This is a genomic window from Mycobacterium sp. P7213 (genome assembly GCF_900604305.1).
Classification (GTDB): domain Bacteria; phylum Actinomycetota; class Actinomycetes; order Mycobacteriales; family Mycobacteriaceae; genus Mycobacterium.
The window spans coordinates 1-22,700 of the sequence record NZ_UWOA01000062.1; the positions used below are offsets into that span (position 1 = coordinate 1).

Consider the following 22,700-nt stretch of genomic DNA (forward strand, 5'->3'; position numbering starts at 1 on the left):
GGTAACGGTCAGCCCACTTCTTCGCCGTCGCCGATGAGCACTGGAACCGCTCAGCGGCCCGTCGGATCGGCCACCCGTCATCGACGATCAGCCTGGCGAGTTTCAATCGCCCCTTCGGAGTCAGCGAAGCATTAGCGTGGGACACGAGGACCTCCTGGTGATCGGCGTGCGTGTGGTAACCACACCGATACCGGAGGTCCTCACCTACTTCCGCGCACCACGCCGTTCACAACGTCCCTGGCCATTACACCTAGCCGGAATTCAGCCGGCTTCCGTCCCGGTCGGCGCCGAACCGATCGCCCCGACCACACCTGCAACCGGCGCGTCGTTGGGTGCACCACCCGCTCCAGCGTCCACGACTGTCGGCACGCCTTCGCCGGCTTCGGTTCCCACCAGCGCTCCACCGAGTCCGATGCCACCACCGGCTCCACCTCCGCCAGCAGGCGGGGGGTTCTTCCCGCCGTACGTTATCGGCCCTACGGGCGCAGTAACCCGGGCCAACGCCAAAGCCAGCTCCCGCAGCGCGAGCAAGGCATCGAATCCCGACCCGGCCACCGAAGACTCGACGGCGGCCGCTGCCGTACGGAGTCGGACCAGAAGCCGGCGGCGTCGAACTGCACCAGGGCACGCAGACGAATTCATCAAGGTGTACGCCGACAACACAGCACTCCCTAAACCCGAGCCCACATTGTCGACTCGCGTGTCGGCCAGTATCGCCGGTGGGCTGGGGATCTCCGGCACACATACCGAGGAGGATTCCCCTGCAGCGGGATTAACCACCTTGTCCGGTGATGACTTCGGTAGCGGGCCGACAATCCCGTTGCTACCCGAAAGCTGGCACGACAATGCCTAATGGCCCGCCTGTGAAATTACCGCGACAATTTGCAGAGCAGGGCGTTAAGGCATACATATATCCAAGCGTATATATGCGACTCCACCCATATCTGATTTCGGATAGATATGGACCGTTGCATATATGCAGTCATAACAATTTGACCAGTAGTCCCAACATAGATTGAGAGTGTGTAGATGAGTGATCACAACAACACAAGGCGGAAGAACAACGAGCTGCGTCGCGCAATAGGTGCAGGTAGCACAGTTGGTGCGCTTTTGGCATTTGGGATGTCGCCATTGATATCAGTGCCGGTTGTGCGCGCGGACGATCTCCTCATCGACCTGCCGGATTTCAGCACGCTATCCGATGTCAGCGGTCTGACCGATGCCAGTTTCCTATCAACGGACGTGCCCGGCTCGGCAGCGGAATCGGGTTTTAGCTGGGCCAATGTCTTTGACGCGACCTATGACAATCTCCATGCTGGAGCACAGGAATTCCTCGTTGACCCCGCCAATGCCGGGCTGCTTGAGTTGCTCAACGGCTTCGGCCTCTATGAGGCACTATTCGGGCGGCTGTTGATCGGCAACGGAATCGACGACTTCGCTGGCGCCAACACCTCGCTGTTCGGTTGGTTGCCCGGTATCGGCGACCTCGGCGACGGGGGTTTCCTGTTCGGTGACGGTGGTACCGGCACTGACGCCAGCTACCTCGACGGTGTTCTGAGCGCCGCCGGCGCGGGCGGCAATGCTGGGCTGATCGGCAACGGGGGCATCGGCGGCGTCGGTCTGGCCACCGGTTACTACGGTGGTGACAGCTTGGTCGCAGCGACTGCTGGCGGGGCAGGAGGATCGGGTGGCCTGCTGGTCGGTGACGGCGGCGCCGGCGGCGTGGGTGGCCTGGGTCTGAATGGCAGCATCGCCGACGGCCTCGACGGTGGTGTCGGCGGCGCCGGTGGCGCGGGAGGGAACGCCTACTTTTACGGTTCCGGTGGTGCGGGCGGCAGGGGCGGCGCCGGCGGCAACGGCGCAGCGGGTGCTGACGGACAGATAGACCAGGTCGGCGGTGCTGGCGGCGACGGCGGTGTTGGTGGTGTCGGTGGAACGGGCGGCAACGGCGGGTGGGTCATCGGCCACGGCGGTGCTGCCGGTCGCGGAGGCAACGGCGGCTACGGCGGTGACGGCGGCGAGGGCGCCGACGCCGTAGCGCACAGTCATGACCACGACCATGATCACGGCGAACTCTTCATCCATGAGGCCACCGCTGGCGGGGCCGGCGGAAACGGCGGCAATGGCGGCGCTGCGGGCGAGGGCGGGCTGGCTCGCACGCTCTTCGGTACCACCTTCGGAACCACGGGTGCCGCTACGGCAGCAGGGATGGGGCGCGCCGGCGGTGACGGCGGCGGTGGCGGAGCCGGTGCCGTCGACGGCACCGACGTCCTCTCGGACGGAGCCGCTGGCGGCGTGGGCGGTTACGGCGGAAACGGTAGTACCGGTGGTGGCGGCGGCGCCGGTGGTGACGGCGGCGCCGGAATTACCGCCGGTGCTGGCGGTGCTGGCGGTAACGGCGGAATCGGCAGCGCAGTCCACGGCGGTGCCGGTGGCACCGGTGGTGCCGGTGGCAACGGAACCCATATCGGTGGTGCCGGTGGTGCCGGTGGAATCGGTGGCGACAGTGAGACACGCGATGGCGGGGCCGGCGGTGCCGGGGGTGCTGGCGGCAACTCTGCCGGTGCGACGATCACCTTGCCGGACACTACTGTGATCTCCGGGGCAGCGGGTAACGGCGGGGCCGGCGGTGACGGCGGCAACAACATCGGCACCCACGGCGCCGGTGGCGACGGCGGAGCCGGCGGTCGCGGCGGCAACGGCGTTGAGGCCCTAGCGCCTGGTGGTGCCGGCGGCCATGGCGGCCATGGCGGCGATTCCGGCAAGTTGTTGGGCGAAGCCGGTATCGCGGGTGGGCCGGCCAGTGGACCATTCGGAGGTATCGGTGGTACTGGCGGAGCCGGGCATGAGCACGATTCCAGCCATGACCACAGTGGGGAAGAACCGCCCATCAATCCCGACGAAGACGATGACCATGACCACGACCACGACCACGACCACGACCACTAACGTCGTAGTCGCTGGCGGAAGTCACCGCCTCTGAGGTCCTTCGGGGAGGGCCCCGCACGCCGGCCGTGCGGGGCCCTCCCGCCATTCGGTAAATCGATCAGCCACCCCCGCCGTGTTACTGATGCCAAGCAATGAACTTCCGAGGCTAGTGATACGGCGCACCTCCCGCCGTTTGGTCACGTTCCCGGCCAGGCGAAACGACGGCCTCAACCATGACGACCCCAACTATTCAGTGGAAAGACAGCGGCCGACTGGTGGGCAATGTGGTGGCGCGGGCACGAAAGGACGCCGTCATCCTCAACGATGGGGAGCTTGTTTCGGCCTAGGTTTCCCGGCAGCGCCCGCCTGAACCCAGGCAACCCTAATTGAAAATGACTTTCATCTTCGGATAATCTGTCCGGCATGACCGCGCCGGTATGGATGGCCTCGCCCCCCGAGGTCCATTCGGCTGCGCTGGGCAGCGGCCCGGGGCCCGGGCCCCTGTTGTCTGCCGCCGGCGCGTGGTCGGCGCTGAGCCTTGAGTACACCGCGATCGCGGAGGCGCTGCGGGACGTGTTGGGAGCCACCCAGGCAGCGTCGTGGCAGGGGCCTAGCGCCGAGCGCTATCTCGCCGCACACGTGCCCTACTTGGCCTGGTTGGCGACGGCCAGCGCGGACAGCGCCGCGCGAGCATCCCGACATGAAACAGCGGCCGCGGCCTACGTCAGCGCATTGGCGGCGATGCCCACGATGCCCGAACTGGCGGCCAACCACACTATCCACGGAATCTTGGTCGCCACCAACTTCTTTGGTGTCAACACCATTCCGATCGCGGTCAACGAAGCCGACTATGTGCGGATGTGGATCCAGGCCGCCACCACCATGGCGACCTACGAAACGGTCTCCGGGGCAGCCGTGGCATCAGCCCCACGGCTCGCCGTGGCACCGCCGATCGTCGGCTATTCCGAGGCTGACCATGACCATGACCATGACCACGACCACGACCACGACCACGACCACGACGGGATCCACGACGGCGATCTGGATCCGACCGACCCGGAATGGTGGAAAGACGTCTTCGGCGAAATGGGCGAGTGGGCCAAGATCATCATCAACGATCTGCTGACCGACCCGGCAGCGCTGCTGACCGATCTCCCCGTCATCATGGCCGATGTCACCTTCCACGCCAGTCAGCTCGCCGCCACCTTGAGCCAATTCGCGCCGGCGCTGCTGCAACCCGCGCTGGGCCTGGCGATCGGCAACCTGGGCTGGGCGGCCGGCCTGGCCGGACTGGCCGGAATTCAGCCTGCCCCGGTTCCGCTGGCCGTCGAGGCCGTACCTCCGGCCAATCCGCTGACCGCCGGGGGCTCGGCGGGTTCGTCCACCACCGTCGCCAACACCGCCGCGGCACCGGCCACGGGTGGCTCCATTTCGGCGCCGACCACCAGCGCAGCGCCGGCTGCGGCACCGCCTGCCGCTCCCCCCGCCGCTAGTAGCCCGGCGTTCTTCCCCCCGTATGTGATCGGGCCTCCCGGCGTTGCCGGCCAGGTGAGCGCCGTGGCCCGCCGCCATGCCGTGAAGAAGGCATCGAATCCCGACTCTGCCGCCGAGGATGCGGCCACCGCCGCCTCGGCACGGGATCGGTCCCGGGCCCGCCGCCGCCGAGCCGCTCGCGGTCACGCGGACGCGCACATCTACGTCTATGCCGACGACACCCCCGACATCGGACCCGACGCCGCGACTCGCGCCTCCGACAGCAGTGCCGGTCGCCTGGGATTCGCTGCGGCGCAAGCCAAGCCTGGTCTGCCCGCGACGGGTTTGACCACGCTGGCGAGCGGCGGTCTGAACGACGGGCCGACCCTTCCGCTGTTGCCCGAGAGCTGGGGCGGAAGACCCTAGCCCAGAATCAGGCCCGACGTAGGCACACCGGTGCCGGCGGTCACCAGCACGTGCTCGACGCCGTCGACCTGATTGACCGAAGTACCGCGCAGCTGGCGCACGCCCTCGGCGATGCCGTTCATGCCGTGCACGTAGGCCTCGCCGAGCTGGCCGCCATGGGTGTTGATCGGCAACCGGCCGCCGAGCTCGATGGCGCCGCCGGCGATGAAGTCCTTGGCCTCCCCCTTGCCGCAGAATCCCAGTTCTTCCAACTGGATCAGCGTGTAGGGGGTGAAGTGGTCGTAGAGGACCGCGGTCTGAATGTCGGCGGGCGTCAGACCCGACTGCGCCCACAGCTGCTTGCCCACCAGACCCATCTCCGGCAGGCCGAGCTCCTCGCGGTAGTAGGAGTACATGGTGAACTGGTCGGCCCCGGCGCCCTGCGCGGCCGCCTCGATGATCGCCGGACGATGCTTGAGGTCGCGGGCTCGCTCCGGCGTGGTCACCACGATCGCCACTCCGCCGTCGGTCTCCTGACAGCAATCCAGCAACCGCAATGGCTCGGCGATCCACCGCGAATTCTGGTGGTCCTCGATGGTGATCGGCTTGCCGTAGAAGTGCGCCTTGGGGTTGGTCGCCGCGTGCTTGCGGTCGGCCACCGACACCACACCGAAATCCGCACTGGTGGCGCCGTATTCGTGCATGTAACGCTGGGCGATCATCGCCACCGAGGCCGCCGGGGTGCTCAGGCCGTGCGGATACGACCAGCTGTACTCCACGCCGCGCGAGTCGGCATTGACTGTCAAACCGGTCATCACCTGGCCGAACCGGAACTCCGAGCGCTCATTGAAGGCACGGTAAGCGACGACCACCTCGGCAACACCAGTCGCCACCGCCAGAGCGGCCTGCTGCACGGTCGCCGCGGCGGCACCACCGCCGTAGCCGATCTGGGAGAAGAACGTCAGCTCACCGATCCCGGTGGCACGCGCCACGGCGGTCTCCAGGTTGGAGTCCATGGTGAAGGTGACCAGGCCGTCGACATCCGAGGGCTTCAGGCCCGCATCGTCGAGGGCGTCGAGCACCGCCTCGGCAGCCAGGCGCAGTTCGCTGCGCCCGGATTCCTTCGAGAAGTCGGTCGCGCCGATTCCGGCGATAGCCGCCTTACCGGACAGCATCATTCCTCCCCGAGGGTGAGAGTGGCGGTGGCGATGACGTGGTCGCCAAGGCTGTTGTTGCCCACGACTTTCACGGTGATCAGGCCGTCTTCCACCGCCGTCACCTCACCGGAGAAGGTGACGGTGTCGTAGGCGTACCACGGCACACCCAGCCGCAGGCCGATCGAGCGGATCACGGCGTTGGACCCGGCCCAGTCGGTGATGTAGCGCTGCACCAGGCCGGTGTCGGTCAGGATGTTGACGAAAATGTCCTTGGAACCCTTGGCCTGCGCCTTGTCCCGATCGTGATGCACGTCCTGGTAGTCGCGGGTGGCGATCGCCGTGGAGACGATGAACGTCGGATCACCGTAGATCTTCAGCTCGGGCAGCTTGGTGCCCACGTCGACAGTCACAGCGCTCATGCCCCGTCTCCTTCCACAGGCTCCCAGGCGTACAGCGACCACGCCGGTCCGACATCGCTGGCAGGGAAATCGAGGAAGGTTGCGCGGACCGGCGTTCCGATCTTCACCGCGGCCGCGTCGGCGCCGCGGAGCTCACCGAGCATCCGCACGCCCTCCTCGAGCTCGACCAGCGCGATCACGAACGGCAAGCTGCGGCCGGGGACCTTGGGCGCGTGGTGCACCACGTAGCTGAACACCGTTCCCTTGCCGCTGGAAACGACATAGTCGGTGGTCTCGGTCTTGTCTTTCCAAACCGCCGGCACCGGCGGGTGCTGCAGGCTGCCGTCCGGGCGGAGCTGGATGCGCAGCTCGTGTGCGGCAACCCCGTCCCAGAAGTACTTGGAGTCCCGCGACCACGACGGGCGCATCATCTTGTCGGGGTCGAGATCCTCGTGTGCAACCGCTGCCGGCGTGGAGCCTTGTCCCGCCTTGTCGGCCGGCAGGAACTTCAGGATGCGCCAGATCATGTCAGCGACATTCTCTTCGCCCACCCACCAACGGATCTTCTGGGTGACGAAGTAGCCCTCGCCCAGGCCGGTCTTCTTGGGCCCCACTATGTCGGTCACCTCTGCGGTGACGCTGACTTCCTCGCCGGGACGCAGGTAGCGGTGATAGGTCTGCTCGCAGTTAGTAGCAACCACGCCGACATAGCCCGCGCCGTCGAACAGTTCCATGACCTTGCCGAGGGGGTCATCGGCGGGGCGCTCCCCACCCAGGCCCATCATCGTCCACACCTGGATCATGGCCGGCGGAGCGACGATTCCGGGATGCCCGGCCGTCTGCGCGGCTGCCTCGTCGGTGTAGATCGGGTTGGTGTCGCCGATCGCGTCGACCCAGTGCCGAATCATCGGCTGGTTCACCGGATCCCGACCGGACCGCGGCTTGCTGCGGCCCGACGCCAGTATCTGCTCGATCCCGGTGGAAAGGTCGCTCATCACCTCTCCTCGACTCATCGTGACACCCGTGGAACGTTCAGCCCAGAAGCGGCGATCATCTCGCGCATGACCTCGTTGACGCCGCCGCCGAAGGTGATCACCAGGTTGCGCTTGGCCACCTTGTCCAGCCAGACGAGGACTTCAGCGGTCTCGGGGTCCGCCGGGTTGCCGAATCTGCCGACGATCTCCTCAGCGAGTCGATTGACTTCCTGGATGCGTTCGGTGGAGAACACTTTGGTGGCCGCCGCGTCGGCGACGGCGATGTTCTCGCCAGAGGCTGCCACCTGCCAGTTGAGCAACTCATTGATACGCCAGATCGACTTGATCTGCGCCAGCAGATGTTTCACGTCGTCGTGCTCGATAGGCGTGACGCCGTCCGACCCCGGCTTGGACGCCCAGTCGTGTACCTGGTCGTAGATGCCGGCGATGCGACCAGCCGGCCCCAGACCGACCCGCTCGTGGTTGAGCTGCGTCGTGATGAGCTTCCAGCCACCGTTCTCCTCACCAACCAGCATGTCGGCGGGTACGTGCACATCGTTGTAGTACGTCGCGTTGGTGTGATGGGCCCCGTCGGACAGAATGATCGGAGTCCAGGAGTACCCGGGATCCTTCGTGTCGACGATGAGAATCGAGATGCCCTTGTGCTTGGCAGCGGTCGGGTCGGTTCGGCAGGCCAGCCAGATGTAGTCGGCGTCGTGAGCGCCGGTGGTCCACATCTTCTGCCCGTTGACGATGTATTCGTCACCGTGCTTGACCGCGGTCGTCCGCAGTGACGCGAGATCGGTGCCGGCGTCGGGCTCGGAGTAACCGATCGCGAAATGTACATCGCCGGAAAGAATTCCAGGCAGGAACTTCTTCTTCTGATCTTCGGTACCGAGCGCCTGCAGTGTTGGGCCGACAGTCTGCAGGGTGACCATCGGCAACGGGATGTCAGCACGGTTGGCCTCGTTGATGAAGATCTGCTGCTCCACCGGGCCGAATCCCAGGCCGCCATACTCCTTGGGCCAACCGACGCCCAACTTGCCGTCGCTGCCCATCCGCTTGATCACCGCACGGTAGGCCTCGTTGTGCCGATCCGACTCCATCGCCTGCGCCTCTTCGGGCGTGATGAGGGTCGAGAAGTACTCTCGCAGTTCGGCTTGCAGCGCCCGCTGCTCGGGTGTCAGGTCGATGAACATTTACGCTCCCACCAAGTCGAGGCGGTGCACCGGACCACCCAAGAGCCGGGTCAAGTCTTTGATCGAGGAGTAGTAGCGGTCCATCGGGTACGTGATGTCCATGCCCATTCCGCCGTGCAGGTGGTGGCAGAGTCGCATGGCCGGTGCAGCCTGCGAGGTCAGCCAATAGCCCAGGATGCCGAGATCATCGCCGGCGTCAAGACCTTGAGCCAACCGCCAAATCACTGATGTCGACAGCAAGTCAATGGTCCGCGACGCGATGTAAACCTCGGAAAGCTGCGCGGCCACCGTCTGGAACGTCGACAGCGGACGGCCGAACTGCTCGCGGGTGGCGACGTAGTCGGCGGTCAACCGCAGGGCGCCGGCCACCAGTCCGGCCCCGAACGCCCCGGTGGCGGCCAGCGCCAACTGGTTGACCCGGGCAACGCTGGCGCCGTCGAGCACGTCGGCATCCTCGATCGCGACGTCGGCAAACGTCACCACGTACTCGTCGGATCCGTTGGAGGTCGGTGTCTTGGTGATCGTGACGCCGTCGGCATCCGGGGCGACTACCACCACCGCCTTATCAGCAGTGACGACCAACCAAGCCGCCGTCTGGGCATAGGAAACACCGGTCTTGATGCCGTTGAGCTTTCCGCCCGCAAAGCTGGTCTTGGGGTACTCCGGCAGCTGTCGGCCGGGTTCGTTCAGCGCGGCCGAGAGCACCGCACCGGTGGGCACTCCCGACAGATACCGGTCCTGCTGGCTGTCGGACGCCAGGTCCAGCAGCGGGATCAACCCCAGCCCCAACGTCGCCAGCGCAGGACCGACGGTGCCATGACGGCCGATCTCGGTCAGCGCGGTGGCCAGCTCCGACAGGCCCAGACCGTCTCCACCGAGTCGTTCTGGCACGCCCAGCGCCGCGACGCCGCCGGCTACCAGCGCATCCCAGCTGTTGTCTCGGTCGAGCACCGACGTCACCACATCGGCGACCGCCTGCTGCTCCGGGTTCGGTGTGAAATCCACCCGAATCCTCCTTGATTCGTCTAGCCGTCAGGGTGCTCAGTGCGCGACCGGGCACGCACCCGAGTAATCAACCGGCCAGTGCTTGATGCCGTTGAGCCAGCCCGACTTCAGCCGCTCCGGCTCGCCGATCGGCTTCAGGTCGGGCATGTGATCGGCGACGGCGTTGAAGATCAGGTTGATGGTCAGGCGGGCCAGGTTGGCGCCGATGCAGTAGTGCGCCCCGGTGCCGCCGAAGCCGACGTGCGGGTTCGGGTCACGAAGGATGTTGAAGGTGAACGGATCGTCGAACACCTCCTCGTCGAAGTTGGCCGACCGGTAGGACATCACCACGCGCTCGCCGGCCTTGATCTTGACGCCGGAGATCTCGGTGTCTTCGCTTGCCGTGCGCTGGAATGCCGAAACCGGAGTGGCCCAACGGATGATCTCGTCCACGGCGGTCTGCGGCCGTTCCCGCTTGAACAGCTCCCACTGGTCGGGGTTCTGCGAGAACGCGACCATGCCGTGCGTGATCGAGTTGCGGCTGGTCTCATTGCCCGCGACCGCCAGCATGATGACGAAGAAGCCGAACTCGTCATCGCTGAGCTTCTCGCCGTCGATGTCGGCCTGGATCAGCTTGGTCACGATGTCGTCGGTGGGGTTCTTGCCCCGCTCCTCGGCCATCTTCATGGCGTAGGTGATGACCTCGAACGACGACATCGCCGGGTCGACGCCGGCGTACTCCGGGTCCTCGCCGGCGGTCATCTCGTTGGACCAGCGGAACAACTTGTCCCGGTCGTCCTGGGGCACACCGAGCAGTTCGGCGATGGCCTGCAGCGGCAGCTCGCAGGACACCTGCTCAACGAAGTCGCCGGTGTTGGACGCCGCGGCGGTCTGAGCGATCTTCTGCGCTCGCGCCTTCAACTCGTCCTCAAGCCGCGAGAGCGCACGGGGAGTGAAGCCGCGGGAGATGATCTTGCGCAGCCGGGTGTGGTGCGGCGCGTCCATGTTCAGCAGGACCGCGCGCTGCAGGTCGACCGCCTCACGGGTCATCTCCTGCGGCCAGACCGGGATCGCGCCGTTCATCGCGCTGGAGAAGACGTCGCTGCGCAACGAGACGTCCTTGACGTCCTTGTGCTTGGTCACCAGCCAGTAACCCTTGTCCCCGAAACCTCCGGTTCCGCCGGGGACGTCGACCCAGCGCACCGGTTCGGACTTGCGCAGCTCGGCGAGCTCGTTGACCGGTAGGCCCTTGAGGCTCATCTCGGAGTCGAGGAAGTCGAAGTCGCTGGGAATGGCGGGGCAGCCCATGTGTCTACTCCTAGAGTGTTCGGTAGGTAACTGTGTTGGGTTTGACGACGTTTGAACGATCAACCGCCGAACAACGCCGTCTAGTGCCTGATTGCGACCATTGAAACACGGCCCGACCGCAGATCAAAGGCAGTGCCGCATCGTCGCTTGTCAGACTAATGAAACGTGTTCTAGCCTGGCCGCATGGGTAATCCTGTCATCGTTGAAGCCACCCGCAGCCCCATCGGTAAACGTAATGGCTGGTTGTCCGGCCTGCATGCCACCGAACTGCTCGGGGCGGTGCAGAAGGCACTGGTCGCGAAGGCCGGCATCGACGCGGGAATCGTCGAGCAGGTGATCGGCGGCTGCGTCACCCAGTTCGGCGAGCAGGGCAACAACGTCACCCGGCAGTCCTGGCTGGTGGCCGGGCTGCCCGAGCATGTCGGCGCCACCAGCATCGACTGCCAGTGCGGCAGCGCACAGCAGGCCAACCACCTGATCGCCGGCCTCATCGCCAGCGGCGCCATCGACATCGGCATCGCCTGCGGGATTGAGGCGATGAGCCGCGTGCCGCTGGGGGCGAACGGCGGCGGCGCCCGCGCAGCGTCCTGGGACATTGACCTGCCCAACCAGTTCGAGGCGGCCGAGCGCATCGCTAAGCGCCGGGGCATCACCCGCGCCGACGTGGACGCACTGGGGCTGCGGTCTCAGCAGCGGGCCAAACAGGCCTGGGCCGAGGGTCGGTTCGACCGGGAGATCTCCCCGATCGAGGCCCCGGTGATCGACGAGAACAAGCAGCCCACCGCCGAGCTGAACATCGTCAGCCGCGACCAGGGTCTGCGCGACACCACGGCCGAAGGCCTCGCGGCGCTGAACCCCGTGATGGAGGGCGGCATTCACACCGCCGGTACCTCGTCGCAGATCTCCGACGGCGCCGCCGCGGTGCTGTGGATGGATGAGGACAAGGCCAAAGCTCTCGGTCTGCGGCCGCGGGCTCGCATCATCAGCCAGGCCAACGTCGGCGCCGAAACCTACTACCACCTCGACGGCCCGGTGCAGTCCACCGCGAAGGTGCTGGAAAAGGCCGGCATGAAGATCGGCGACATCGACCTGGTCGAGATCAACGAGGCGTTTGCCTCGGTGGTGTTGTCCTGGGCAGCGGTGCACAAGCCGGACATGGATCGGGTCAACGTCAACGGCGGGGCGATCGCGCTGGGCCACCCGGTGGGTTCCACCGGCAGCCGGCTGATCACCACGGCGCTGCACGAGCTCGAGCGCACCGACTCCTCGACCGCGCTGATCACCATGTGTGCCGGCGGAGCGCTGTCCACCGGCACCATCATCGAGCGCATCTAGTGGTTCCGGTTCCCGAGACTGACCGCATCGCAGCGGCCCAGGCCTACATCGACGCGCTGGTCAGTCACGACGCTTCGGCGGTCCGGTTCGCACCCGACTGCGTCCGGATCGAGGTCGGACTCAAGACCGGGTTCTCGGGAAATCACTTGCGCCGCAGCCTCAACCGCGGTCCGCAGTTCCGGCTGATCTCGGCCGCCACGTTGCCCACGTACAGCATCGACGGCGACGACGTGCGGGCGGTCTACGACATCATCACCAAGCCGTCGCTGTTCGGACTCCGGGTGTGCTCGCATGTCGATGAGGTTTTCCGGATCCCCGCTGACAGCCCGGACGGTACCGCCGTGATTCACCACATCCGCGCGGAGATCCGTCCGTTCATCCACCGCTAGAGTGAGCCCGTGAGCAAGCCAGACATTCCCGAGAAGCCGAAGTCGCTGGATTCGCCGGTCACCGGGACGGTGATCAAGTGGATGTCGCGGGCCAACACCTGGGCCTACAAGGCAACCGGCGGCCGCGTCGGCGGTAAGTGGCGGTTGGGCACCAAGCACTTCGGTGAGGTTCCCGAGGTCGGCATTCTTACCACCACCGGACGCAAGTCCGGTCAGCCGCGGGAGTCCCCGCTGTTGTTCCTGCGCGAAGGTGACCGGGTGATCCTGGTGGCTTCCCAAGGCGGGCGCGCCACCAACCCGATGTGGTATCTGAACCTGAAGGCCGACCCGCAGGTGTCCTTCCGGATCCGCAGCGAGGTGCTGTCGCTGCGTGCCCGCGACGCCAGCGAGGCCGAGCGGGCCGCCTACTGGCCCAAGCTCGACAAGATGTACCCCGACTTCGTCAACTACCGGGCCTGGACCGATCGGGAGATCCCGATCGTCATCTGCGAACCCTAGGGGCAGCATCCGCTGCCCGCCCGGCGCGTTCTGACGCCGGGCCGTCATCATCGCAGGACGAGGAGCGCAGCCCGGTTCATCGTCAACGACAGAGCCCCGCACACACCAGGTGTGCGAGGCTCTGTCGTTGAGACCGACTGGGTGCTTATGGCGTATTGCCGTTCGTACCAGTTCCGCCGGCCTTGCCTCCGGTGCCACCCGTGGCACCCGCACCGCCGTTGACCGCACCGGCGTTGGTACCGATGGATCCCGGGCCGGTGGGCAGGTTCGGGGTGTTGACAGCGCCACCGGACCCGCCGCTGCCACCGACGCCGCTGGTGGTACCGGTGCCGCCGTTGCCGCCGTTGCCACCCTTTCCGCCCGACACATTGTTGACCGGGCCGGAAGCGCTGGTAGTGCCGTTGCTGATCGAGGCGGGAGGTGTCCCCTTGCCCGTCCAGCCCCAGCGGATGTTGCTGCCGTCACCGCCCTTGCCGCCCGCACCGCCGTCGCCGCCGGTGCTACCGGTCCCGACGCCATTACCGCCGGCACCACCGCTGCCACCGACGCCGCCGTTGGAGCCAGCCGCGTAGAGGTCGCTGCCACCGTTACCGCCGGCACCGCCGTCGCCACCATTGAATCCGGTGCCACCGGCACCGCCTGCACCGCCGGCACCGGTGACGGTGACAGGGGTTAGGGCCGAGGAGTTTCCGGCGGTGTCGAAGTAGGCCACGGACTTGAAGTTGCCGCTGCTGCCACCGTTGCCACCGGCACCGCCGTCGCCACCGTCACCGGCGCGGCCTGCCGCGCCGAGGGAGGTGCCGGCACCGGCCGTGCCGCCGTTGCCGCCGGCACCGCCCACGCCACCGTTGGCACCGTTGCCGATGTTGTGGCCCTGGCCCGGGTAGCCCTCGTTGCCGTGGGTGGTGTAGCCGCCGTTGCCGCCATCGGCACCGGCGCCGCCCTTACCGCCCGTGCCGCCGTTGGAGCCTGCACCGGTGGTTCCGCCGCCGGCACCGCCGGCACCGCCGGAGGCTCCGGTACCACCGGCACCTCCCACGGTTCCATTGCTGGCGGTGGCGTTGTAGTCCGTGGTCGCGATCCCGTCGGTGCCCCGGGCGCCGTTGCCGCCGTTACCGCCGTTACCGGCCACCCCGCCGTTACTGTCGCTGCCCGCCTTGCCGTTGGCCGCGCTGCCACCGGCCCCGCCGTTGCCGGCGTTGCCGCCGACGGCACCGTTGCCGCCCTTGCCGCCCGCCGTGGTGGCGTTGGCGCCACTGCCACCGTTGCCGCCGTTACCGGCGGTACCGGCGTTGCCGCCGACGTCGCTGGCGCCCGCACCGGCCTTGCCGCCGTCGCCGGCGTTGCCGCCATTACCGCCGGCTAGGCCGTTGGAGCCACCGGTGGTGCCGTTGTTGCCGGTACCGCCGTTGCCGCCGTTACCGCCCGCTCCACCGTTGCCGAGCGCTCCGGCCGCACCGCCCTTACCACCGGCGCCACCGTTCTGGCCGACGCCACTGGCCAAAGTGGTGCCGTTGCCGCCGGCGCCGCCGGCGCCGCCGTTACCACCGGAGGTTCCTGCCGCCCCGGCCGCACCACTGGCGGCCGTCTTGCCGCCGCCGCTGTCTCCACCGGCACCTGCGGTGCCCGCAGCGCCGCGGCTGCCACCGGAACCACCGGCGCCACCGACACCTGCCGTCGCCCCGCTGCCGCCACCGAGGCCCTTACCGCCGGCGCCACCGTTACCGGCGTTGCCGCCGCTTCCGGCGTTACCACCGACGCCACCGACCCCGTGCTGGTTGGCGGTGCCATTGGTGGCGGTACCGCTGGCGCCACCGGCGCCGCCGGTGCCTCCATTGCCGCCCTTGCCGCCGCTGCCGGCGTCACCACCGGCACCACCGGCGGAACCGGCCACGGTGGCGTCTGTACCGGCCTTGCCGTCCGCGCCGCTGCCGCCGTTGCCGGCGTTGCCGCCCTGGCCTCCGGCGCCGCCGCTGGCTGCGACCGCGCCCCGGTTTCCGCCGGCACCACCGACACCGCCCTGGCCACCGTTGCCACCCGTGGCACCGCTGCCCGCGGCCTGAGTGAAGCCGTTGCCGCCCCGGCCGCCGGTACCACCGTCGGCACCCTGGCCGTCAGCGGCCCGGGTCGAACCGTCGGCCTGCAGGCCGCCCTGGCCACCGTTGCCGCCCTTGCCACCGTTGCCACCGGCCACGCCATTGACGTTGCCGACCGTGCCGTCAGCGCCGGCAGCACCGGCACCGCCCTTGCCACCAGCACCACCGACACCGGCCACACCATTGCTACCGCTGGTCGCCGCCCCGGTACCGGTACCGGCCTTGCCGCCGACACCGGCGTTACCGCCATTGCCGCCGTCCTGACCCGCACCACCGGCACCGCTGTTGACTCCGGTGACGCCCGCACTACCGGCGGCACCCGCCGCACCGGCACCACCGTTCCCGGCGTTACCGCCCGAGCCCGCAGCACCCACGGCACCCGCCGAGGAACCCGTACCCGCAGCACCACCGTTGCCACCGACACCACCGTTACCACCAGCGCCGCCGTTACCGTCACCGGTCACAAACGACCCGGCCGCACCATCGATGCCGTTACCGCCCGTACCACCGGCACCACCGTCACCGCCGGCACCCGTGGCCGCCCGGTCAACACCGTTGACCTGAAGGCCCCCCAGGCCACCGTTGCCGCCCTTGCCACCGTTACCACCGGCCACGCCATTGACGTTGCCGACCGTGCCATCGGCGCCGTTGGCGCCCCGGGCTCCATCGCCGCCGTTGCCGCCGACACCGGCCGCGCCGTCGGTGCCGTTGGCGGCGTGGTTGCCGCCGCCGCTGTCGCCACCGGCACCGCCGACACCGGCGTTGCCGCCCGCGCCGCCGTTCTGGCCGTCGCCGCYGTTCCCAGTTCCGTTGGCGCCGTCGGCACCGTTGCCGCCGTTACCGCCGTTGCCGCCGAGGCCGCCAACGCCGTGGTCGCCGGAGACCGTACCGGTACCGCCGACACCCCCGGCGCCGCCGGTGCCACCGTTGCCACCGTTGCCGCCGTCCGCACCGGGAGTCTGACCATTGAGGCCGTTGAACCCGTTGCCACCGGCACCACCGTCGCCACCGTCGCCGCCGTCGCCCTGCGCAGCCTGAGAGCCGTTGGAGTTGAGGCCGCCGGCACCGCCGTTACCACCGGCACCACCAGCGCCACCACCAGTGCCATTGATGCTGCCGGACGTGCCATTGCTACCGATGTAGCCCCGGCCACCGTCGCCACCGTCACCGCCGACGCTGCCGTCACCGTCGGCACCGTTGGCGCCAGTTGTCGATCCGGTACCGCCCGTGCCGCCTGCGCCGAAGTCGCCACCGACGCCGCCGACACCACCGGCGCCGCCGTCGGGGTTGGCACTGGTGCCGTTGGCGCCCTTGCCGCCGGCGGCAGCCTGACCCGCGTCACCGCCACTACCGGCGTTACCACCGGCGCCCGCGGTGCCCGCGTTGCCGACCGTGGTGTTACCGGCCGCACCACCGGTGCCGCCGTTACCGCCCGCACCGCCGGAACCGGCGTTGCCACCGGCACCGCCGTTGCCGTCACCACCACCGGTGAAGGTGCCCGCAGCGCCGCGCACGCCGTCGCCACCGTCGCCACCACTGGCGCCGTTGCCCGCCGAGCCGCCGTTTCCGGCGTTGCCGCCCAGGGTTCCGGCGTCACCGCCGGCACCACCGTTGCCGCCCTTGCCGCCGGCCTGGCCGGATTGACCGGAGTCACCGGCGTTGGTGCCGTTACCGCCGTCCTGGCCGGCCTTGCCATTGCCGCCAGTGCCGCCGTTACCGCCGTTGCCGTAGGCCGAACCATTACCGCCGGCTCCACCGGCACCGCCGTCGGTGCCGGTTGCGGCGGACGGGTCGGAAGCAGCGTCGTAGCCGTTACCACCGTCGCCGCCGTTGCCCTGCGAACCGGTCCAGGCGGAGCCGGCGTTGCCACTGGCGCCCGTGGTAGATCCGGCACCACCGGCACCTGCGGCGCCGCCGCTGCCCAGCGCACCGCCATCACCGCCGCGGCCACCGTCGGGGTTGGCCGCGGTGCCATCGGCGCCCCGGCCGCCGTCGGCGGCGTGGCCGGAGTTGCCGCCGTTACCACCGTTGCCGCCACCTCCAAGGGTGCCGTCCGTAGCTCCACCGGTACCCGCACCGGCCGCACCACCGGCGCCACCCTTGCCACCGGCGCCACCGTTGCCGGCCGCACCACCGGTGCCGCCGTTGCCGTCACCGCTGGTGTAGTCGCCTACCGCGCCGGTCGCACCACTGCCGCCGTTGCCACCGTTGCCGCCGTTGCCACCGACACCGCCGTCGCCGCCGTGGAAGCCGGCCCCGACACCGATACCGCCGGCACCGCCAGCGCCACCGACGCCGCCGGCCAGGCCGTCGCCGCCCGCTTCACCCGGCAGGGTGCCGTCGACGCCGTTGCCACCGTTCGGGCCACCCTGGCCGGGCAGGCCGCTACCGCCGTTACCGCCCGCACCACCGTTGCCGCCGCCCGTGGCGCTACCGCCCTGGCCACCGTCACCGCCATGCTGGCCGCCGTCGCCGCCGTTGCCGGCATTGCCGCCGTCGCCGGTCTGGCTGCCGCCTGCGCCACCGTCGCCACCTGCGCCACCGTCACCGGTCTGGCCGGTGCCGCCGTTGCCGGCGTTGCCACCATTGCCGTTCTCACCTGCATTGCCGCCGGCGCCGCCGTCGCCACCGTTGGCGTCGCCGTTGCCACCGTTGCCGCCGTTGCCACCGTTGCCGCTGGTGGAGCCACCTGCACCGCCGGTACCGCCGTTGCCGCCGTTGGAGTCGTCGCCGTGGCCGTCGCCACCGTTGCCGGCGTTGCCACCATTGCCGTGGCTGCCGGCGTCGCCGCCGTTGCCGCCGTTGCCGCCATCACCATCGGGGTTCGTGTAGCCGTTACCACCGTTGCCACCATCACCCGAAGGCTGGCCTTCGGCGCCGTCGCCGCCGTCGCCGCCGGCCTTACCGCTGCCTCCGGCGCCGCCGGTTCCAGCGCCGCCGCCGGAACCACCAGCCCCGGCATTGCCGGTGTCGCCACCCTGGCCGCCGTTGCCGCCGTCCGGGTTGGTGGCGTCACCGTCTGCACCGTTGCCACCGCTGCCAGCCGAGCCGGCGTTACCGCCCGCGCCACCGTCGCCGCCGTTGCCGTTGTTGCCGGCGTTGCCGTTGCTGGCACCACCGCCGCTTCCGCCGGTTCCACCAGCACCACCGGTGCCACCGGATCCGCCGTTGCTGCCGGTTCCGCCCTCACCGCCGGGGGTGGTGGCATCATCGCCGTCGGCACCGGAACCACCGTTGCCTGCGTCGCCACCGCTGCCGGCGTTGCCGCCGGCGCCACCGTTACCGACGACCGAACCGCCGGCACCGCCGGCACCGCCGTTGCCGCCGGCGCCACCGTTGGTGCCGTCACCACCGGCCTGCGTCGGGTCATCGCTGTTGGTGCCATCGGTGCCGTTGGCACCGGAACCGCCGTTGCCGCCCTGTCCGCCGTTGCCGTGGTCACCGGCGTTACCACCGGCACCACCGTTTCCACCCGCGGTTCCGGGCTCGGCGCTCGGGTCGGTGGAGGCGTCGTAGCCGTTGCCGCCCGCGCCACCATCGCCACCGGCTCCGGCCGTACCGTCGGTTCCCCCGGTGCCGTTCGTGCCTCCGGTGCCACCGGTTCCCGCAGAACCACCGGTCGCGCCCAGGCCGATCGCACCGTCGTTGCCGCCGTTGCCGCCCGTGCCGCCGTCGGGGCTTTCGGCGTCGCCGTCCGCACCCGTGCCACCGTTGCCGCCGATGCCGGCGTCGCCGCCGTTGCCGCCGTTGCCGCCGTTGCCGTTAGTGCCCGCCGAGCCGTTGGTCGCCGAGCCGCCGCTGCCGCCGTTGCCGGCCTGACCGCCCGCGCCCGCGTCGCCACCGACACCACCGTTGCCACCGTTCTGGCCGGGGTCCGTGCCGTCGGCGCCGTTGGCGCCGTTCCCACCGGAGCCACCGTTACCACCGTTGCCGGCCAGGCCGCCGGCGCCACCGTCGCCGATGACCGATCCGCCCTTACCACCGGCACCACCGTTACCGCCGGCGCCGCCTGCGCTGCCGTCGTTTCCGGCGTTCCCGTTGCCATCGACGTCGGTACCGGTGCCGTTCGCCCCGGTGCTGCCGTCAGTGCCGCTGCCACCGTTGCCGCCCAGGCCGCCGTTGCCGTGGTCTCCGGCGTCGCCGCCGGCACCACCGTTGCCACCGGAGGTTCCCGGTGCAGCATTCGGGTCGGTGGAGGCGTCGTAGCCGTTACCGCCATTGCCGCCGTTGCCCTGCGTGCCAGACGGGATGCCGCCGTCCTGACCGTCGGTGCCGTCGGTCAGGCCGCTGCCGCCCGTGCCCCCAGCGCCGCCGGAGGCGGCGTTGCCGCCCGCGCCACCGTTGCCACCGTTGGGGTTCTCCGCGGTGCCGTCGGCACCCGTACCGCCGTTACCGGCCTTACCGGAGTCGGCGCCGTTGCCCGCATTGCCACCGTTGCCTTCGGTGCCCGCCTTGCCATGTGCCGAGCTACCAGCGGCACCACCGGCACCACCGTCTCCACCGGCGCCACCAGCACCGGCACCACCGCCGGTACCGCCGTTTCCGGTCCCGCCGTTGCCGAACGTCCCGTCCGCACCGTTGGCACCGTTACCGCCGACACCACCGTCTGCGCCGGTACCACCGGCACCACCGTTACCCCCGTCACCGGCGATCGATCCACCGGCGCCACCGGCACCGCCGGAGCCGCCCTTACCGCCGGAGCCGCCGACCTGACCGGCCTCGCCCGGGTCTTCGCCGTTGGCGCCGACGCCACCGGTCGCACCGTTGCCGGCGTTGCCGCCATTACCGCCGTTGCCGTGGTCGCCACCGGCTCCACCAGCACCGCCGTTGCCGCCGGACGTCCCCGGGGCGGCAGTGGGGTCGGAGGCAGCGTCGTAGCCGGCGCCACCGTTACCGCCGTTACCACCGCTTCCGGGAGTGTTGCCCGCCGCACCGTTGTTCCCTGAGGTCGCACCGGTGCCACCGGTACCACCGGACCCACCGACACCGACGTTGCCGCCGTTTCCGCCGGCGCCGCCGTCGGGGTTGGCCGCGGTGCCGTTGACGCCGTCGCCACCGTCGCCGGGAGCGCCGCCATTGCCACCATTGCCCGCGTTACCACCGGCTCCCGTGGTGCCACCGCCGGTACCACCATTACCGCCGGTACCACCGCCGCCGCCGTTACCACCGGCGAAGCCGTCCGCGTGCTCGGCGTCGCCGTTGTTGCCGTCGAAGCCGGCTCCACCCTTGCCGCCGTTACCGCCGAGGCCGCCGGCGCCGTCGGTTGCGTGGCCGCCCCCGACTTCCTGTCCGCCGGCGCCGCCCGCTCCACCGTTACCGCCGTTACCACCGGCAGTGCCGTCGACGTTGTCCCGGTCGCCGTTGGCGCCGTCCATGCCGGCGCCGCCGATCCCGCCGTTGCCGCCGGTGCCGGCGGCACCATTGCCACCGCTGGCACCCTGCTGGCCGCCGCCCGAGTCGCCGCCCTTGCCGCCGGCACCGGCGTTGCCGCCATTGCCACCGGCGCCACCGTCGTAGCCGTTGATGTGCTCGGCGTCGCCGTTGGCACCGTTGGAACCATCGGCGCCGTTACCACCGTTACCGCCGTTGCCACCGGCACCACCCACGCCGTGGCCACCGGCGGCAGCACCCGTGCCGCCGACGCCACCCGCGCCACCGTCGCCACCGGTACCACCGGCCGACCCGCTGCCGCCGGGGTTGGTGCCGTTGGCACCGTTGAAGCCACTGCCGCCACGGCCGCCGGCGCCACCCGCGCCGCCGTTACCGTCGGTCGCCTGAGTGGTGCCGTCGGCCTGCAGGCCACCCTCACCGCCGTTGCCGCCGGCGCCGCCAGCCGCACCCGCGGTGCCGTTGATGTTGTCTGCGGTGCCGTTGACACCGTCCAGGCCAGCACCGCCGACACCACCGTTGCCGCCCTGGCCGGCGATGCCGTTGCTTCCGCCTGCGGCGTGGTTTCCACCACCGCTGTCGCCGCCGGCGCCGCCCTTACCGGCGTTACCGCCGGCGCCGCCGTCCTGGCCGGCGTAGCCGGCTTGGTGCGTGGAGTCACCGTTGGCGCCGTTGGCGCCGTCAGCACCGGCACCACCGTTGCCGGCATTACCGCCCACGCCGCCAGTACCGTGCGCGCCGGCCTGGGTGCCGGTACCGCCGACGCCACCCGCGCCGCCCGCGCCACCGTTTCCACCACGAGTGCCATCGGCACCGGGCTCGTCCCCGTTAGTGCCGTTGATGCCGCTACCACCACGGCCACCTTGCCCACCGGCACCACCATTGCCGGTGGTGGCTTGGGAGCCATCGGTGTTCTGACCGCCGGCACCACCGTTGCCGCCGGCACCACCGACGCCACCGGCGGTGCCATCGGGGTTGAGTGCGGTGCCGTTGACACCGTCGAGTCCGATGCCACCGGCACCGCCGTTGCCGCCCTGGCCGGCCGTGCCGTCACTGCCGTTGGCAGCGGTCTGACCGCCACCGCTGTCGCCACCGGCACCACCCTTGCCGGCGTTGCCGCCCGCACCGCCGTCTTGACCGGCATAGCCACCGGTGTGCTGGGCATCCCCGTTGGCGCCGACAGCGCCATCAGCACCCGCACCACCATTGCCGGCGTTGCCACCCACACCGCCAGCACCGTGCGCGCCGGCCTGGGTACCGGTACCACCGACACCACCAGCACCACCGGCACCGCCATCACCACCGCTGGTGCCCGCAGCACCCGGAGTGGCTCCGTTGGCACCGTTGAAACCACTACCACCGCGGCCACCGGCACCACCGGCACCACCATTGCCGTCGGCAGCCTGGGTTGTACCGTCAGCCTCGACACCACCGGCACCACCGTTACCGCCGGCACCACCCGCACCACCTGCGGTGCCATTGGGGTTCTCCGCGGTGCCGTTGACGCCATCAAGACCGGTGCCACCGAGACCACCGGCTCCACCCTTACCGGCAGCGCCGTCGCTGCCGTTGGCGGCGGTGGTGCCGTTACCGCTGTCGCCACCGAGACCGCCCTTGCCGGCGTTGCCGCCGGCGCCACCGTCTTGGCCGGCGGTGCCGTTGGGGTTGTTGATGTCGCCGTTGAGGCCGTTGCCACCGTGCGCCCCGTTGCCGCCGTTGCCGGCGTTACCCCCGACACCACCAACACCGTGAGCGCCCTCAACGGTGCCGGTACCACCGACACCACCGGCACCACCGGCGCCACCATCACCACCACGGGTGCCATCGGCACCGGGCGCATCACCGTTGGCGCCGTTGAAACCGTTGCCGCCACGACCACCCAGACCGCCGGTGCCACCGTTGCCGGTGGTCGCCTGCGTGGTGCCGTCAGCTTCTAGGCCGCCCTGGCCGCCGTTACCGCCCGCGCCACCCGCAGCACCGGCCGTGCCATCAGGGTTTTCCGCGGTGCCGTTGACTCCGTCGAGGCCGGTGCCACCGGCACCACCGTTGCCACCGATACCGGCGACMCCATCGCTACCGCTGGCCGMGGAGRTGCCGCCACCGCTGGCCCCGCCGGCGCCRCCCTTACCGGCGTTGCCGCCGTTGCCGCCGTCCTGGCCGGCATAGCC

The 22,700-nt window shown here is 69.7% G+C and carries 15 protein-coding genes; 6 read left to right on the forward strand and 9 right to left on the reverse strand.

Annotation, left to right across the window (positions count from 1 at the left end):
- On the reverse strand, positions 1-145 hold a 145-nt coding region (locus tag EJK91_RS19080), incomplete at its 3' end, for a helix-turn-helix domain-containing protein (RefSeq protein WP_206430443.1).
- A 116-nt stretch (positions 146-261) separates the two neighbouring features.
- The gene (locus tag EJK91_RS21930; protein ID WP_164518026.1) at positions 262-555 is read right to left on the reverse strand and encodes a hypothetical protein; all 294 of its coding nucleotides are present in this window, start codon (positions 553-555) and stop codon (positions 262-264) included.
- A 145-nt stretch (positions 556-700) separates the two neighbouring features.
- Between EJK91_RS21930 and EJK91_RS23200 the strand changes: the two genes are divergently transcribed.
- The 3 genes from EJK91_RS23200 (at position 701) to EJK91_RS19095 (ending at position 4,827) form a co-directional block, all read left to right on the forward strand.
- Positions 701-853 carry a PPW family C-terminal domain-containing PPE protein gene (locus tag EJK91_RS23200; RefSeq protein WP_444850834.1) on the forward strand — a complete coding sequence of 51 codons (153 nt, stop codon included), beginning with the start codon at positions 701-703 and terminating at the stop codon, positions 851-853.
- Positions 854-1,149: 296 nt separating this feature from the next.
- Positions 1,150-2,949: a hypothetical protein gene (locus EJK91_RS23025; protein ID WP_024443512.1), complete on the forward strand. Its 1,800-nt coding sequence runs from the start codon at positions 1,150-1,152 to the stop codon at positions 2,947-2,949.
- A gap of 402 nt (positions 2,950-3,351) precedes the next feature.
- Complete coding sequence (locus EJK91_RS19095) at positions 3,352-4,827, forward strand: PPE domain-containing protein (RefSeq protein WP_125079695.1); 1,476 nt, start codon at positions 3,352-3,354, stop codon at positions 4,825-4,827.
- Here the strand turns inward: EJK91_RS19095 and EJK91_RS19100 are convergent.
- Genes EJK91_RS19100 through EJK91_RS19125 form a run of 6 tightly spaced genes read right to left on the reverse strand, consistent with a single transcriptional unit; the run spans position 4,824 to position 10,826 of the window.
- Positions 4,824-5,981, reverse strand: coding sequence for a lipid-transfer protein (locus EJK91_RS19100; RefSeq protein ID WP_024443510.1), 1,158 nt, complete (start codon positions 5,979-5,981; stop codon positions 4,824-4,826). The genes EJK91_RS19095 and EJK91_RS19100 overlap by 4 nt on opposite strands.
- A complete protein-coding gene (locus EJK91_RS19105; RefSeq protein ID WP_164518028.1) occupies positions 5,981-6,373 on the reverse strand; it encodes a MaoC family dehydratase in 393 nt (130 codons plus the stop codon). Before EJK91_RS19105 ends, EJK91_RS19100 begins: the two co-directional genes overlap by 1 nt.
- 5 nt (positions 6,374-6,378) lie before the next feature.
- Positions 6,379-7,356 carry a bifunctional MaoC family dehydratase N-terminal/OB-fold nucleic acid binding domain-containing protein gene (locus EJK91_RS19110; RefSeq protein WP_024443508.1) on the reverse strand — a complete coding sequence of 326 codons (978 nt, stop codon included), beginning with the start codon at positions 7,354-7,356 and terminating at the stop codon, positions 6,379-6,381.
- A gap of 14 nt (positions 7,357-7,370) precedes the next feature.
- Complete coding sequence (fadE29, locus tag EJK91_RS19115; protein ID WP_046302171.1) at positions 7,371-8,534, reverse strand: acyl-CoA dehydrogenase FadE29; 1,164 nt, start codon at positions 8,532-8,534, stop codon at positions 7,371-7,373.
- Positions 8,535-9,539, reverse strand: a complete 1,005-nt coding sequence (locus tag EJK91_RS19120; protein ID WP_125079696.1) for an acyl-CoA dehydrogenase family protein — start codon at positions 9,537-9,539, stop codon at positions 8,535-8,537. It abuts the gene before it with no gap.
- A 36-nt stretch (positions 9,540-9,575) separates the two neighbouring features.
- Positions 9,576-10,826: a cytochrome P450 gene (locus tag EJK91_RS19125; RefSeq protein WP_046302169.1), complete on the reverse strand. Its 1,251-nt coding sequence runs from the start codon at positions 10,824-10,826 to the stop codon at positions 9,576-9,578.
- Positions 10,827-11,009: 183 nt separating this feature from the next.
- On the opposite strand from EJK91_RS19125, the gene EJK91_RS19130 reads away from it, so the two are divergent.
- From EJK91_RS19130 to EJK91_RS19140, 3 genes are all read left to right on the forward strand, one after another.
- Positions 11,010-12,161, forward strand: coding sequence for a steroid 3-ketoacyl-CoA thiolase (locus tag EJK91_RS19130; protein WP_024443504.1), 1,152 nt, complete (start codon positions 11,010-11,012; stop codon positions 12,159-12,161).
- Positions 12,161-12,550, forward strand: a complete 390-nt coding sequence (locus tag EJK91_RS19135) for a hypothetical protein (RefSeq protein WP_125079697.1) — start codon at positions 12,161-12,163, stop codon at positions 12,548-12,550. Before EJK91_RS19130 ends, EJK91_RS19135 begins: the two co-directional genes overlap by 1 nt.
- Before the next feature lie 81 nt (positions 12,551-12,631).
- Positions 12,632-13,048: a nitroreductase family deazaflavin-dependent oxidoreductase gene (locus EJK91_RS19140; protein WP_444850835.1), complete on the forward strand. Its 417-nt coding sequence runs from the start codon at positions 12,632-12,634 to the stop codon at positions 13,046-13,048.
- Between the two features lie 145 nt (positions 13,049-13,193).
- On the opposite strand, the gene EJK91_RS23030 is transcribed toward EJK91_RS19140, so the two are convergent.
- Positions 13,194-22,700, reverse strand: a 9,507-nt coding sequence (locus EJK91_RS23030) for a hypothetical protein (protein ID WP_164518027.1), incomplete at its 5' end; no start/stop codon positions are given.

Excerpts from the sequence above, each read along its gene's own strand:
- EJK91_RS19100 (WP_024443510.1), bottom strand. The coding sequence starts at position 5,981 with ATGCTGTCCGGTAAGGCGGCTATCGCCGGAATCGGCGCGACCGACTTC.
- EJK91_RS19095 (WP_125079695.1), top strand. The coding sequence starts at position 3,352 with ATGACCGCGCCGGTATGGATGGCCTCGCCCCCCGAGGTCCATTCGGCT.
- EJK91_RS19110 (WP_024443508.1), bottom strand. The coding sequence starts at position 7,356 with ATGAGCGACCTTTCCACCGGGATCGAGCAGATACTGGCGTCGGGCCGC.
- EJK91_RS19130 (WP_024443504.1), top strand. The coding sequence starts at position 11,010 with ATGGGTAATCCTGTCATCGTTGAAGCCACCCGCAGCCCCATCGGTAAA.
- EJK91_RS19140 (WP_444850835.1), top strand. The coding sequence starts at position 12,632 with ATGTCGCGGGCCAACACCTGGGCCTACAAGGCAACCGGCGGCCGCGTC.
- EJK91_RS19125 (WP_046302169.1), bottom strand. The coding sequence starts at position 10,826 with ATGGGCTGCCCCGCCATTCCCAGCGACTTCGACTTCCTCGACTCCGAG.
- fadE29 (WP_046302171.1), bottom strand. The coding sequence starts at position 8,534 with ATGTTCATCGACCTGACACCCGAGCAGCGGGCGCTGCAAGCCGAACTG.